14 protein-coding genes are annotated in these 15,149 nt (G+C 37.8%); 1 reads left to right on the top strand and 13 read right to left on the bottom strand.

The annotated features are described in order from the left end of the window. Positions 1 to 153: 153 nt before the first annotated feature. Positions 154 to 1,017, top strand: a complete 864-nt coding sequence (locus DOZ58_RS01545; protein WP_111886688.1) for a leucyl/phenylalanyl-tRNA--protein transferase — start codon at positions 154 to 156, stop codon at positions 1,015 to 1,017. A 27-nt stretch (positions 1,018 to 1,044) separates the two neighbouring features. Here the strand turns inward: DOZ58_RS01545 and DOZ58_RS01540 are convergent, their stop codons facing one another. The 13 genes from DOZ58_RS01540 to DOZ58_RS01480 form a co-directional block, all read right to left on the bottom strand. Next, positions 1,045 to 1,764 carry a WbqC family protein gene (locus DOZ58_RS01540; RefSeq protein ID WP_111886687.1) on the bottom strand — a complete coding sequence of 240 codons (720 nt, stop codon included), beginning with the start codon at positions 1,762 to 1,764 and terminating at the stop codon, positions 1,045 to 1,047. Between the two features lie 72 nt (positions 1,765 to 1,836). Beyond that, complete coding sequence (locus DOZ58_RS01535) at positions 1,837 to 3,297, bottom strand: lipopolysaccharide biosynthesis protein (RefSeq protein ID WP_111886686.1); 1,461 nt, start codon at positions 3,295 to 3,297, stop codon at positions 1,837 to 1,839. Between the two features lie 16 nt (positions 3,298 to 3,313). Further along, positions 3,314 to 4,807 carry a lipopolysaccharide biosynthesis protein gene (locus DOZ58_RS01530; RefSeq protein WP_111886685.1) on the bottom strand — a complete coding sequence of 498 codons (1,494 nt, stop codon included), beginning with the start codon at positions 4,805 to 4,807 and terminating at the stop codon, positions 3,314 to 3,316. A gap of 142 nt (positions 4,808 to 4,949) precedes the next feature. Beyond that, positions 4,950 to 6,050, bottom strand: a complete 1,101-nt coding sequence (locus DOZ58_RS01525) for a DegT/DnrJ/EryC1/StrS aminotransferase family protein (RefSeq protein WP_111886684.1) — start codon at positions 6,048 to 6,050, stop codon at positions 4,950 to 4,952. A gap of 1 nt (position 6,051) precedes the next feature. Continuing rightward, positions 6,052 to 6,921 (bottom strand): leucyl/phenylalanyl-tRNA--protein transferase, encoded by an 870-nt coding sequence (gene aat, locus DOZ58_RS01520; protein ID WP_162624375.1) that lies wholly within the window; start codon positions 6,919 to 6,921, stop codon positions 6,052 to 6,054. A 61-nt stretch (positions 6,922 to 6,982) separates the two neighbouring features. Then, positions 6,983 to 7,948: a glycosyltransferase gene (locus DOZ58_RS01515; protein WP_111886682.1), complete on the bottom strand. Its 966-nt coding sequence runs from the start codon at positions 7,946 to 7,948 to the stop codon at positions 6,983 to 6,985. Between the two features lie 63 nt (positions 7,949 to 8,011). Next, positions 8,012 to 8,728 (bottom strand): hypothetical protein, encoded by a 717-nt coding sequence (locus DOZ58_RS01510; RefSeq protein ID WP_162624374.1) that lies wholly within the window; start codon positions 8,726 to 8,728, stop codon positions 8,012 to 8,014. Continuing rightward, positions 8,718 to 9,869, bottom strand: a complete 1,152-nt coding sequence (locus DOZ58_RS01505) for an O-antigen ligase (protein ID WP_204355450.1) — start codon at positions 9,867 to 9,869, stop codon at positions 8,718 to 8,720. Before DOZ58_RS01505 ends, DOZ58_RS01510 begins: the two co-directional genes overlap by 11 nt. A 160-nt stretch (positions 9,870 to 10,029) precedes the next feature. Further along, on the bottom strand, positions 10,030 to 11,217 hold the full coding sequence (locus tag DOZ58_RS01500; RefSeq protein WP_111886679.1) for a glycosyltransferase family 4 protein: 1,188 nt from the start codon (positions 11,215 to 11,217) through the stop codon (positions 10,030 to 10,032). After that, positions 11,214 to 12,344 carry a glycosyltransferase family 4 protein gene (locus tag DOZ58_RS01495; protein ID WP_111886678.1) on the bottom strand — a complete coding sequence of 377 codons (1,131 nt, stop codon included), beginning with the start codon at positions 12,342 to 12,344 and terminating at the stop codon, positions 11,214 to 11,216. Before DOZ58_RS01495 ends, DOZ58_RS01500 begins: the two co-directional genes overlap by 4 nt. Positions 12,345 to 12,356: 12 nt before the next feature. Then, positions 12,357 to 13,478 (bottom strand): DegT/DnrJ/EryC1/StrS aminotransferase family protein, encoded by a 1,122-nt coding sequence (locus tag DOZ58_RS01490; protein ID WP_111886677.1) that lies wholly within the window; start codon positions 13,476 to 13,478, stop codon positions 12,357 to 12,359. 29 nt (positions 13,479 to 13,507) lie between these two features. Next, positions 13,508 to 14,068 carry an N-acetyltransferase gene (locus tag DOZ58_RS01485; RefSeq protein ID WP_111886676.1) on the bottom strand — a complete coding sequence of 187 codons (561 nt, stop codon included), beginning with the start codon at positions 14,066 to 14,068 and terminating at the stop codon, positions 13,508 to 13,510. After that, positions 14,065 to 15,147, bottom strand: coding sequence for a Gfo/Idh/MocA family protein (locus DOZ58_RS01480; protein ID WP_111886675.1), 1,083 nt, complete (start codon positions 15,145 to 15,147; stop codon positions 14,065 to 14,067). The genes DOZ58_RS01485 and DOZ58_RS01480 overlap by 4 nt, the downstream gene beginning before the upstream one ends. Positions 15,148 to 15,149 lie beyond the last annotated feature (2 nt).

Genomic DNA, 15,149 nt, shown 5'->3' with positions numbered 1-15,149 from the left:
TACCTGTTGGATGCTTTATATTAATAATATTTTAATACTTAATTGATTTTCCTAGATTCTTGCGTAATAATCAATTTTTGGGGCAAATAAAGAGTATATAAAAAATATCCAATAAATCCGAACTCAAAATATTAATTTATAGGAGTAAAATCAGTGCTAAAAAAAATAAAATTTCTACTCATTACAATGGATAAACGCTTTTTTAAAGGCATTTTCAAAGCATTTTATACACGTCATTTACAGTACCGAGGAAAAGCATACTGTCTAACCAATGAATTATACTTTCCTCCTCATACATCTTCAAACAAGAACATACGTATTGGACCTGCTGGAGAATTATTGGCTATCGGTGGCGATTTAACTCCAGAACGAATTATTTACGCTTTTAAAAACGGAATCTATCCATCATCACTCATTAATCAGCCAATTCTCTGGTGGACATCAGAAATTCGTTGTGTGCTGTTTCCTGATCAGGTTCATATTTCAAAAGTTATGTGGCGACTAATCAAGCATAATAGTTTTTATCTGACGGTAGACAGAGCTTTTATTGACGTTGTAAATGGGTGCACTGAATCAAGAGAAAACTACACTTGGCTAACACCTGAACGTAGAAAATCCTGCTGTGTTTTGCATGACTTAGGTTACAAACACTCCATCGAAGTTTGGTATAACAAAAAACTGGTTGCCGGTTTGTTTGGATTCGCCTTTGGCTCCTATTTCCATATTTCCTCAATGTTTACACGAATTAATCACGCTTCAAAATTTGCAATGATCGCTCTAGCCATTCGACTGGAAGAATTGAATTATGCAATCCTGGACTGCGGAACTTGGCCAACTGATCACCTGAAAAGTATGGGCGCTGTCATTATTGATCGTGATCAGTTTCTTGAGCTGTTGGACCAAAGTATTAAGGCTCCTGAAGTCATCGAAGATTGGGAAAGCTTGTTTGAAGATTGGGACTTTTGCCAAGCCGTAAAAAACCACTTTGTCAAAAATAAGCATGATACAATTTCATAAATCTGTATCAAACCTTGCCTAAAAGCGCTAGCCCCTGCCGTCAATTAGATCATATTCCGTTAGTAGCGCTTTAACCTGCGTCAATGAATTAAACATCAGCACATCTATGATCGATAAATTGGGAACAAATGTATTGTAATACTGCCGATAGTGTAGCGATTCTCGCGTTTTAATAAACTTTAAAAGAATTCCGTTTTTTTTAAATTGCTCTGCTGAATAAAGATCCATTCCACCAATTGAATTTATATAACGATTTGCTTTGAGTTCTTTGCATACGTAGATAACAGAATCCTGATAGTTCAGTTCAGGTGAAAGCTTGAAACTCGATTCGATGATCATCTCTGTCTTAATATCCAGATATGCACAAATTTCCGTAATGCTATTTATTAAATATTTTGCCACATTATTATCATCATAATTTATGATTGTTTCAATAAGTGGATAAACCGTTTTAAATTCCGGTGCCTTACGATAAGAATTCACAATCTTATTCAGAAAGGTAGACCTCCCCTTTGTTCCTTCCTGAATTGCGAAGCTGCGCTCATTGATTTTTAGGACGTAACTATCTTTATTTAATGGCAGCGTAATCATCGACGGCGCTCCATTTAATAATATCCGGTTTCTGTGAATCCATCCTTGTTTTATAAATTGCACATCATCAGCAATAACGAAACAATCCGAACAATTGATCATTTGATAATACCCAATGTAGGGGAATAGATAGGGTTGCATTATTGAAATATCCACTTTATTTCCTCACTTTTTTATTCAGACTGATTTTTTCCTAGCCGCTAAAGAAACTCCCTTTATATCGTCAGCTTATTTGCGCTTATTTCGATTAACCAGCAGTTCTTTTCCGGTTACTAATAAATATGTTAAGCATTCAAAATTTAATAATTTTGCCATCCCAAAATAAAAGCTAATCCCAATAGTTACCTGAATTATCAGGGTTAATCCAGGCGTCATATTGAACCATGAAACAAAGTAAATAATTATCCCCATTACCACCGACAATAGAAGTGAAGGCATCACGTCTTTCATCTGTTGCATATAACTATAATCCAACAGCATTTTGTTAGGATAAGCATTTATAAACGATGAGGCGACACTGCTAAAAAACATTCCGGCCGCAATGGCATAAATACCATAAAAAAGAGAGATCCCCAAAATCACCAGGCTGACTGCATTTTTAATAATTTCCAGTTTTAGGAATATATCACTTCGCCCTAAGGCATTAATTGCCTGAAGATTAGCCGTATGAATCGGGAGTAAAGCATAAGCAGCACAGGAGATCTGTAAGAACGGAACGCATGGCAACCATTTTTCAGTCAATAAAATGATTACCAGAGGTTCTGCAATCACCGCCAGCCCAACCATCATAGGAAAGATAAAAAACGCACTGGTAACGATCGCTCTTCTAACCATTTCTTTAACGCGATGCAAATTATCTTGTTTGAGGGCAAGGGCTGGGAACATAACCGATTGGATTGAGCCATTAATATTTGCGACAATTAGTGACGGAAATTGTTGCCCGCGGTTAAAATAGCCCAACATGGCCGGATTATATATTTTTGCGACGAATAAACTTTGGATATTGGTGTATAACATATTGATGAGCGCTGAAACTAATAACTTCCAACCATATGAAAAAAGCCCCTTTAAACTTGCTAAGGAGAAAATAAAACCTGGCCGCCACTTCACTGTAAACCATAGAATCAAAGCCACAATGAATTGATTAGTTAGCTGCTGAGCCACTAACGCCCATGCTCCAAAGCCATTGTAGGCCATTGCAATACCGACTATCCCAGAAACCACAACCGCCCCTAAACTGCTGTAAAACAGTTTTCTGAATGCCAGATTTCTGGCGACCACTGCATTTTGAATTGAATTCAAGCCGCCTAAAAACAGTGTAAGTGATAAGACCCGAAGTAGTGGTGTAAGCATTTTATTCTCAAAATATCCAGCCATCAGTGGCGCCCCAAAAAACAAGGCCACATAAAACACCCCGGCAACGGCTAGACTTAAGAAAAACACGGATGAGAAATCCGATTCATTTGCATCTTTCTTTTGTATCAACGCAGTGTTAAATCCGTATTGAACAAACACATTCGCAAATGAAATAAATATTGCAATTAAGGCAATTGTTCCATATTCTTCTGGCAAGATAAGACGGGCCAGGATAATTTGTACAATAAATTGTATTCCCTGAGTTCCCAGTCGCTCCAAAAATTTCCAGACTAAAGATGCAATCACTTTAGATTTTATTTGCTTATCATCCATAATCCCTCTTCCAGATTCATTTATTTGATCTGTTATTTTTAGCTACAAACTTTCTAATCATCTGATCTTTTACAATATTAATAAAATCTCTGAAATCTTCAGGCATGTATTTAAGTATAAAAAACTTAAACGCAACAAGATACATCAAGCCCACTGCTAGAGTCATGACAATCAGCCTTAACAGAGCAGATGGCAAATTTGCCACTGGGCTACTTATCATATAACTGATTGCGCCGATTAGTATGCTGACAAGAATAATCGGGGCCAGATATCCTAACAGTTCCCGCATTTTTAATGCGACTAAGTGTCCAATCAGCAACGTCATAATAAAATAGTTGATAATAATCGCAATTGTGGTTGTCACAGCAACACCTGCTATTCCCCATTGTTTACCGATATATGCACCTCCAATAATCAGGGTTGCATAAGCAATCTGTACCCATAACCGTTTGTAGATAGCACCTAAAGAACGTACCAATGCGTCACCAATTTTATAAGCCATTCTAAAAAACAGACTTATTATCAGTATCTTAAAGGGCATTATGGTCTGCTCCCATTTCGGCCCTAAAACCACTTGCACTAAATCGGCTCCCATCGTCAGCGACACAATCGTAATTGGAAAAGCCAGAATGGCAATCAGGGCTGTTAAATTCAATACCACATACCTGATTTTTTCATGTTCATCCTGATACCTCGCCAAAAGCGGAAACAAAACCCGTTCCATCACTGTTGCAATCAGATTTGTGGGCACTAATAACAATTGGTATGCCCGGTTGTAAAACCCTAAAGCCGCACTTCCAAGCGTTTGACTTACAACAAAATAGTCACCCTGATTTGCGATGTTATTAAAAACTTTTGAAAGAGCGAATCCGGTGCCAAAATTAAGCAGTTCTTTTGCCGATTCTTTTTCGATCCGCAAACGAAATTTGATAGGCTTATTGATTAGCGACAGGATTGTTTGTATCATTACACTAAGAATCTGTGCAAATACCAACGCCCAGGCGCCAAATCCATTAAAAGCAAGTGTTATCGCAACGATTCCATTGGTTAAAGCAGCAACCGTATTAATGATACTGATCACTTTAAATTGCATTTCTTTTTGAAGTAAAGCTTCTGACACCCCTGAAATACTGTGAATGACAAACACGATCGAAAGTACTCGCAGCATGATCACGTCATCTGATCCAACAATCCCGGCAATAAAGGATGCAAAAATGAAAATAGTCGCATAAATAATGAGACCCAGGATCAGGTTTAAAGTATTGCCAGTTGCAATATAATCGTTATTTAACTGTTTTTTTTGGACAATCGCACTTCCTACCCCCATCATCCAAAATATTTCCGCAAAACTGATGATAATCTGGATTGTTGCCACCTGCCCAAACGCTTCCGGTCGTAATAATCTGGATAAGGTCATTGTGATAAGCAACCGGATAACAACACTGGTCAGTCCCATAATTGTCATCCAATAAACGCCTAAAAATGCTTTATCTTTATTCGATTCCTTCATCGCTTATACCTGCCTTCACTTTTTGCTTATCGACTGCTTAATTATTCCTTGTTAATGCTATTTATGTTTTAATATCGATATTTTAAGGGAACTCAGAACCTATCAATCCATTAAAACTGTTCATCCATTAAAACGGCCTTGTTCATAATAAGCTCTTAATAATCCCACAAATTCGATCAACATCCTTTAACTCTAAATCCGCATAAAGCGGTAGCGTCAGAACGCGTTCAGCCGTTTTTTTTGCGACTGGCGTCAGACTCGAATCAAATTGGCTGGCATAGCATTCGTAGTCAGTGATCAGTGGATAAAAGTACTTCCGGGGAATAATATGATTATTTTCCAGCGCCTCGAAAATACAATCCCGTAAATTTTCTTTTCCATCGAACACGATTGGGAAGTATGCGTAATTGCTCTTAACACCTGATTGTGGTTTGATTAGCTTAAGCCCTTTTACATTTCCCAGATTCTCTTTATAGCGTTTATCCACTTGCTGACGTTTTCTGATTTCTTCGTCGATATGTAAAAGGTTACAAATCCCCATTGCGGCCTGAAATTCATTCATTTTAGCATTGCCGCCAACAAACTCCACGGATTCGGGTCCCGTTATGCCAAAATTCTTAAGAAAATACAGGATCTTCTTTAGTTCCTCATTGTTATAAGTTACGGCGCCACCTTCGATGGTGTTAAAAACCTTTGTGGCGTGAAAACTAAAAATTGATGCATCACCAAAATTTCCAATTCCGATATTATTTAGCGTTACCCCGAAAGCATGTGCTGCGTCATAGATTACCTTTAAATTATATTTTTTAGCAAGGCTATCAATCGCTTCCACATCACAGACATTTCCATATAAGTGAACGGGAACAATTGCACATGTTTTTTCAGTAATTAAAGCTTCGATCTTTTTCACATCAATATTATAGTCGTCCTCATTAATATCACAAAATACTGGCTTCAAGCCATTTCTGACGATTGCATGGGTTGTCGATGCAAAGGTAAAAGGCGTCGTAATCACCTCTCCTTGTAAATCAAAGGCAGCAATTGCACATTCAAGAGCAAGATGCCCATTTGCCAATAGTGTTACCATGTTTACATTTAAATAGTCTCTTAAACACTTTGCGAATTTCTTGTGCTTTTCGCCCATATTTGTCAGCCAATGCGTCTCCCATAGATCTTTTATTTCTTCCATGAACTCGTCAAATTCTGGCATTGATGATCGTGTTACGTTAATTAGGTCTTTCATGTCATACACCTTCCCTCTGTGAAGTCAAACCATCAAAATGATTTTGTACTGCTTGATTTAAATCCCAGTTGTCTAACAAATGATCCCAATCCTCTATTACATCAGGAACGTCCTTGCTTCTATCCAAAATCTCAAGAAACTCATCCCGCGAAATAACAACGGCGCCCAGGCTTTTCATATGTTCCGTTGGCCAGATACCACAATCCATAATGGCAAAGTTCATTTCTGCTAACCGAACAGACAATGCAATATAAGCCAGTTTTGAAGTATGACTCACCCGTGCAAACATTGACTCCCCATGAAAATAAGACCCAAATGAAATTCCGAATAATCCACCGACCAGTTTTTCATCTTGCCAGACCTCAACCGAATGTGCAAATCCCAACGCATGAAGTTTATGAAAAGCTTCTACCTGTTCATGAGTTAGCCAGGTATATTTTTGTCGCGTTTCTGAGCAAGCACTAACAACATCGTAAAAAGCTTTGTCAATGGTTAATCTAAATTTATTCTGGCGGATAAGCGCCCGCATATTTTTAGGGATATGAATGTCTTTCGGATACATGACACAGTGATTCTCTGCCGTCCACCAAAGAATCGGCTGGTCCTTAAATACAACTGGATATACGCCATTTTTATACGCAAAAATGATTCGTTCCGGCTCCCAATCGCCCCCAACTGCCAATAATTCACCCTCTGGTCCCATACGGATGTCTTTATTTGCCGTATTATGGGGCGGGAAATATAAATCCTGCGTTAAAACGTATGCTTTCCCTCGATATTTGATGCGATGACTGTAAAAAGCTTTAAGTCTTCCCTTAAGGATAATATCGTCGAGTTTCAATAGTCCCGACTTAAATTTTTGTAGCGTCACCTTCACTCCTCCACTTCCATTCACAACTTTTGCCAAACGACACAATCATCAGGTTTTTTAGTCACTTAAGTCGATACTTCTTTCTCAGACTTTTATATATTTTAACTGTATGTGGAAAGTATTGTTTAATTAATATTTTAGTTTTTTCTTTCTTCCCTAACTTCTTGAAAACAGATTTAAATTTTTCCTCTTTTAATTCTTCATATCTTTCTTGTGCGATCATAATTTTAAACCGATTTAGACTCTTTTTGTTATTTATAGCCTCATTATATTGGTATTTGGTATGTTCGTTTAGATCGTCCAACATTATGTCGGTATTGTCAACGTGTTTAATTATCTTTTCAAGGTTTGACTGTTCTGTCGTTGTCCAGGAACCGCTAACGCCCTTCCGATAAGCAGCCATGTACGCATCGATGTAATATACTTTTCCTTTAAGGGCAAGATAAATAGTCAGGGGATAATCCGTTACCGGTGCTTTTTTATAAAAATCTGGTTTGCCCGCATCCAAACAGCGGGGATACATTATCGTATTTGTCGCAAACAACCCACCGCCACCTTCAATTATTTCTTCAATCGTAAATATTTTATTGCCCACATTGGGTCTAACCGATTTTATTTTACGTCCCATCACGTTAACAATATATGCCGCATGAACACAAAGTGTGCAATCAGGATGACTCTCCAAATAATCAACTTGTCTCTGAAGTTTAAGTGGGTCGGTCCAATAATCATCACCTTCACACAAGGCGATGTACTTTCCTTCTGCTCTTTCGGTATTTAAATCATCCACATCCACATCTTTGGAGTATTGATTTTCTTTTTGATAGATCGGTTTTATTAAATCCGGATATTTTTTTTCATACTCACGAATAATATCCGCCGTTCTGTCAGTCGATGCATCATCATGGATTAATATTTCATAATTAAACCTTGTTTTCTGCATGATAAAACTTTCTAAAGCCTCGGCGATATATTTCTCATGATTAAAGGTGATACAACTTACACTGACCAATATTTCATTTTTCACTAGCTAACCCCCTTACTTAAGTAATTTCGCTTTTAAATCATCTTAAATGAGCCGCGAATTCCATTAAACATCTGGCTGTTTCATTCCCTTTATATAATTTTCAAGAAGCAATACGTTTGTCTCTATCGATCCTTGGGTATTAACGGTAATACTTTCCAAGTCAAGTTCTCTGATTATTTTTCTGATTTTATTAAAATTGTTCTGCTGCATTATCAGTGTATGCATAGCGGTATCTTTTTTTAGCTTCTGTATTCTTGAAATATTTCCTTCTCTTCTTGTTAAGCGCTCAAATGACTCATTGATATCAAGATCAATATTGACAATGAAGATGCCCATATCTTTTTTTTGTGTGTATCGAATTAGTTTTTTAACATATTTTTCCGCGATCAGTTCTGACTCGAAAAGCATGGAGACCATTTGTTGCACCATGCCCTGATCAACTAAGATCACTTCTTCATCATTAGCGAGACTCTTTTTTTGATAAAAATCGAAAAGTACGATTAATGAAATTACCCTTAACCCGTTTTCGTGATTGAGTTTTTTATTTGTAATGAGGTACATCAATGCCAAATATCCGATCTTGAAGCTTGAAAGTTTTATGCTAAAAAGATATCTTACCAAACGTTTCAAATTATTCCTTGTCGGTTTTTCAATTAGCTGATGATAGGACTCAACCGTATAACTAACACCTTTCATATTCTCAATCACCCGATCAGAAAGCGTTGTTTTTCCCGAACCGGGAATGCCGTTAAACTCCAGAAAAACTACTCTATTTTTCATTAATCGCTCCATTTCCAGGCCGCCTTAAATCTTTAGGGCTATCATAATCAGCCATAATCAAAGTGCAGATTATCAAATAAAAAATGAAATTATCTCTAAAAAATAGATTTATCCCAAACCCTCGAAAAATCAGAGCCGCTAAAGGCAAAAGACATAGCATTCGTCCTTTGATTTTTACTGAAAATGGTTTAAAGATTGAGTTTAGCACATTTAAGTAGATCATTGTTCCGACGATCCCCAGATGCACCAGGAGTTCAAGAAAATAATTATGTGCTTGTCTTAAATTGTAAGCCTCAACAGAGTAACCCACTCCAAAAATGAAAATTCGCCAGTCACTTAGATACAGCTTTAAATAATCTGACCAGATATCGGAACGACCCGTCGTAAGATCCGATAGACTTTGATCAACAAAACCACCAGCCCCTAATCGTTGGAAATAAATATCCATATAAGGTAGATTGCTAATTTGAGAAATTACAATTATTGTTAAAACGATAACTAAGGTCCCTCTCAAAACAACGTTTATGTCAAAGGATAGTCTGGTTAACCGGAATATTTTGTATATGAGATAGAGTAGAAAAACAAAGGCCATTGAAAGCATAAAAGACAGACTCAAAGAGAGTACACCAAAACCCAGTAAAACAATCACCAGAAGATAGTCAAACCATCGATGTTTTTTGCTACCAATGAAATATAAAAGCGCGGCGATTGCGATGGTTATATCCATCGTATAGAAGTTCGGATTTGTCTGAATGCCTGAAAACCGCCCCACTATATCACCATCATCTAATTTAATTCGGGTCGCTCGCATAAAACCACTTAAGCCAGGTACCCAGTCGCTAAACGTTCCTAAAACTGATGCAATTAAGATGCCGGCTACAAAAAACATCAGCAATTTCCTGACATTAATATTCTGCTTCGAGTTCATAACTAAATATGCCAACACAAAATAAATAATCAGATCTACTAATTTGATTAAATTTGAGCCACCAGTATTGAATAGGGAAAAAATAATAAACGCCAGAATCGAGAGGATTTGATAAAATGACAGTTTGGATTTTTCATTTAAAAAAATCATTCTCAGAATGTAAACGGCAACGAGAATATTAAAGAATGTGTTCCCACCCGGGGAAAACTTCATTATTGGGGAAAATGGCAGTATAAAAAACAAACCATAAATTCCATCCTCGCCACTGATGAAGATATAGCAACTCGCAATAATTATTCCAATTACTAAAAACAGATCATTCGAAAGGCCGAGAATAATAAATATTAGTGATAATACGAGTATCACGATGGAATTAGTTGATTTCCTGATTATCATTATGAACCTCTTTTTCGTCATCAATCATAGTGTTAATGAATCGTAAGATTCGATCAGTCCGATTGTTTATATGATACTCTTTTGACTGATCATAGGCGTTTTCTGCCATTTTTTTTCGCCGACTCACATCAGTTTTTAACGATTTAATTGCTTTGGCGATAGCAATAATATCCCTACTATCCACTCTTAGGGCATACTGGTCATTTAGAATATCGTCATTAAAGCTGAGGTCAGAAGAGATAATCGGCAACCCACAGGCCATTGCTTCAAGAATCGCGTTGCTGCATCCCTCTGCCAGGGTTGGCAGAACAAAGACATCTGAACTATTTAAATACTTACAAATCTGATCATGAGGAAGCTTTCCCATAAATAGAATTTCATCACCTTTAGGGATGAGGTCACCCGATCCAATATAGACTGCCTTTGCTTGATCTACCAGTTTTAAGGCATCTGATAGTCGCAAGATTCCTTTACGTTGATCAAATGAACCCATGAAAGATACGATAAAATCGTCTTTGGGTAATCCCAGATTTTTTCTCACTTCACCTTGGTCCAATTTATAAAACTTTTGGGGATCAATGGCGTTTGGAATCACGACCATCTTATCCAGTGGAGCAAGTTTCAACTCAACGCTTTCGTTCATATTTTTTGTCGACACACAGATCACACCGTCAATATCAATGAGAGCTTTATCAATCATCTTGCGGGTATAGAGACTTTCAACCCAAATCTTACTTTCACCTGTTGCAACGAAGAAAGGAATGCCATATTTTTTGCTGAGCAGACCAGCTGTTACACCCGAATGCCAAAAATGAGCATATAGAATATCGGGCTTTGGTATGATTTTTGAAAAAACCCTCATCACGGCCTTTTGGGCAAAATGTGCCGAAATATTTTTTCCGAAAATTCTAAGATTTGAAAATGACAGAACTCTGGGCTGATAAACATCCACCCACACCCCATCTTTAACGTAATCTTGCCAAAATTGTGGCCGGGCTGATTTTTTTTTCAGGAGCTTTCTTGTTATGCTTTGCGGGGCGATTACCGAACACCGATAGCCTTGCGTAGCAATTGAGCCGACAAGCTCTCTAACAAAGGTATATACCGGATCATTTTGTGTAGGATAGTTTGGTACAATAAAGCATATCTGTTTTTTTTGCATCATGGCCTACCCTCACCTTCTTTAAAATCTTTTTTTTTAATTGCCTCATATATCTTTTTATATTCCTGATTAATGTCTGACCAGCAGAATCGTCTGGCATTATTTATTGCATTTTGTGACAAATTATTGTAGTTCTTTTTTATTTGGATAATCTTATCGGCAATCTCTTCAGCATTGAAACAATCTACCGCAAATCCAACCTCACCATCTGTAAATTGACCATCAAAACCTTGTCCTTTTGTATAAATCACCGGCAATCCCTGACTCATCGCTTCGGGATAGACAAGACCAAAAGTTTCAGTGATAGAAGGCATCACAAATATATCATTGTTTCGATAAATCTCAATCAACTTTTCTTTAGAACAATGAGAAATGTATCGAATAAATTCTTCTTTTTCGATTTGATCATAAATTGCTTTGTCGGTGACTTTTCCGACAATCGTAAACGTCACATCATAGCCTTGCTGTATCAACCGCCTGATTGCTTTGATTGTTGATGGAATATTTTTTCTTTTATTGATCAGCCCAACAAATAGAAGGTTTAGTTTATCACTGGCTTGCTTTATTTTGGGAGCACCCAAATTATCCAGCCAATATTTATCGATACCATTTGGAATAACTGCACACTTGACAAACATTTCTTCATGTAAATGATCGGGCAGATATTCTTTTATCACTGCATCTCGATAGGTTGTCGATAAGAATATTATTTTTGAAGCCTCTTTCAAAATATTAATCCCCAATTTTCTCAGCCAGACCAGGCGTTTAAAAAATACGTTTACATCGGTATCTCTCACGGCAACGAGATAGGGAATGCCAACGTCTTTTTTTATCCGCATGGCTATATATCCATTGGAAAATAGTGAATGGGCGTGAACTACCGAATAATCATCAAGTTGATATGTTTTTTTTATATCTCGATAGATTTTTGTATGTTTTAAATGGAACAAATAACGATCATACCGTTTATGGTTAATCCTGATCGTGGTATAGTTTCCCAGATCGCGGGTTACCGGAATCGGTGTCGGTACATAGACATCGATTGCCATTCCCATTTTTATCTGTTCATCATATAAATGCTTATAAAAAGACCCTTGCGCATAATAGGAATTCACATGTAAAACTTTCATCTTTGCGATCCTCTAGACATTCAGAATTATCTTGCAAACTTGATCGATTTCTTCCTCTACAAGATAGGGGTGCATCGGCAACGATAACACCGTATCACAAAGCGCATTAGCGACCAGATAGTTGGATTCATCATATTCCCGGGAGCGAAAAGCTTCTTGTTTGTGCATGGGTTTCGAATAATAAATCATACTCGGTATCTTATGCTCACTTAATCTGGTTTTTAAGGTGTCTCTTTTTATTTTATTTTCAAGTTTGATGGTATACTGAGCGAAGCTGGAGTAATAACCCTCCGGTATTATCGGGACGCCGACAATGCCTTCTAATCTTTCATGATATCGTTTATAAATCTGGTTGATATCCGCAAGCTCATGTTCAATAAATGCTGTTAATTTAACATTTAAAACAGCTGCCTGAATTGTGTCCAACCGGGAATTGAGTCCAATCCTGACATTATCATATTTATTTGTTCCCTTACCATGAACCTTATACGAATTGAGCAGGTTGGCTAATTGATCACTATTTGTAAAAATTGCACCGCCATCTCCATAACAGCCGAGTGGTTTGGCCGGAAAAAATGATGTTGTGGCAGCATCACCAAAACTACCGGCCTTCTGTCCGTTAATATTTCCCCCAAAACCTTGGGCGGCATCTTCTAAAACCAGCAAATCATATTTTTGGGCAATCCTTGCAATTTCATGATGATCGGCAGGCAAACCAAATAGATCCACCGGAATGATCGCTTTTGGTTTTTGTTTACCTGCTTCAATCACGCTTTTGATGGCTTTTTCCAATTTGCTGGTATCAATATTAAATGTATTGGGATCAATGTCAACAAATATCGGTGTTGCCCCTCTTAAAGAAACAACTTCGCCAGTTGAAAAGAAAGTAAAATCAGGTACAAAGATCGCATCATCTTTTTCTATCCCCCAGGCCATTAACACCAATGTCATCGCTTCAGTACCATTGGCACAGGAAATACAATGTTTGACACCAACGTACTTCGCCAGTCGTTCTTCTAAAACATGAATTTCTGCTCCACTGATAAAGTCAGCCTTCATCAAAACTTTTTGAATGGCTCCGTCAATTTCATGTTTGTATTTTTGATACGGTATTTTTAAATCTCTGAACTCCATTGAAATCACTCTCCATTCGCAATATTTTCTTATTTCTCAATTAATTGATTATTCTCAAGCCTATATGTTCTTTCACAAATTTCACAGGATAGTCCTTCTTTTAATGGTGTTCCGCATTCGCAAACCCAGCCGATTTGTTTTGCCGGTATCCCCGCCATCAGAGCATAGTCTTTGACATCTTTGGTTACCACTGCACCAGAAGCAATCATTGCCCAACGACCGATGGTGTTGCCACAAACGATGGTTGCATTCGCACCGATTGATGCGCCATAGCTCACCAAAGTCTTTTTAAAGCCACCTGGACCTTTTGGATATTTACTTCTCGGGGTCAGGTCATTAGTAAAAACCATCGATGGTCCACAAAAAGCATAGTCTTCCAGTTCAACCCCTTCATATACTGAAACATTGTTTTGAATTTTTACCCCATTGCCAATTATTACACGACTGCCAATATTAACATTTTGTCCCAGTGAACAATTTGTGCCAATATGCGCTCCTTCTTGGATATGGCAAAAATGCCAGACCTTTGTTCCATCTCCAATTTTAACATCTTTATCGATATAACTGCTCTCATGGACAAAATAACTCATTTTTCAAATCTCCCTTTAAAGTCTGTGGTACTGCATTTTTCTAATGGCAACTTTATCCGCTGTCCTTCTGCGGCAGATTTGTAGATTGCTAAAACAAGCTCCACTGCTCTGCGACCGTCTTCTGCCGTGATGGATGGTTCCCGGTCATTTTTTATCGCGTCAATCACATCGGCATAATAGGGCGTATGGCCATAACCGTAGACACTAGGCGGGTTTTTACTAAACCGTTTTTTAACCTCCCCGGAGTCATTCAGGGCATCAGAAAATTGCCATTCTTCAATAATATTGACCGATTGACCGGCTGCTTTGACCGTTCCCTTTTCGCCAAACAGGTAAAGTGTCTCTTCCAAATTTTTGGGATAAATAGTCGTCGTTCCTTCAATAATACCATAACTGCCATTTGCAAAGCGGATTAAGGCAATTCCAAAGTCTTCCGCTTCAATATAGGGATGGTTGAGATTATCAGTCATCCCCACGACTTCGATGATATCATCTCCCATCATCCACCTCAGCAGATCAATATTGTGAATACATTGATTCATCAGGGCACCGCCATCGTGTTCCCAGGTCCCCCGCCATTTCGAACCAGCATAGTAGTCGCTTCCCCGGTTCCATCGAATATGCGCAGTTCCGTAAAATAGTTTTCCAAAACGTTTTTTGTCCAAGGCTTCTCTAATTTTAATAACTGACTGATTGAAACGGTTCTGATGACAAGCGCTGACCTTTATTCTTTTTTCTTTGGCTCGCTTGATGATCTCATCGGCTTCTTCAAGCGACAGGGCAATCGGTTTTTCAATAATTAAATTGCAACCAGCATCAATAAAATCCAATGCGATCGAACCATGCTTGCCATTTTCGGTGCAGATTGCAACCAGATCAAGTTTTTCATTTAGTATTAACGCTTGATGATCGGTATACTGATGGATTGTGTCCGACAGTTCAAATTTTTCCATTAGTGTGTTCATACTATCCGGGTAGACGTCACATAAAGCGACTATGTCAAGATCATTAGCCCTAGCAGCAGCAATATGATTGGCTGAAATCTTTCCGCATCCGATTATCGCATATTTTAAACCCAAGA

This window comes from Acetobacterium sp. KB-1 (assembly GCF_003260995.1).
Taxonomy (GTDB): Bacteria; Bacillota; Clostridia; order Eubacteriales; family Eubacteriaceae; genus Acetobacterium; species Acetobacterium carbinolicum.
Note: the sequence above shows the minus strand (reverse complement) of the source record. Positions and strands in the feature narration are given on the sequence as shown.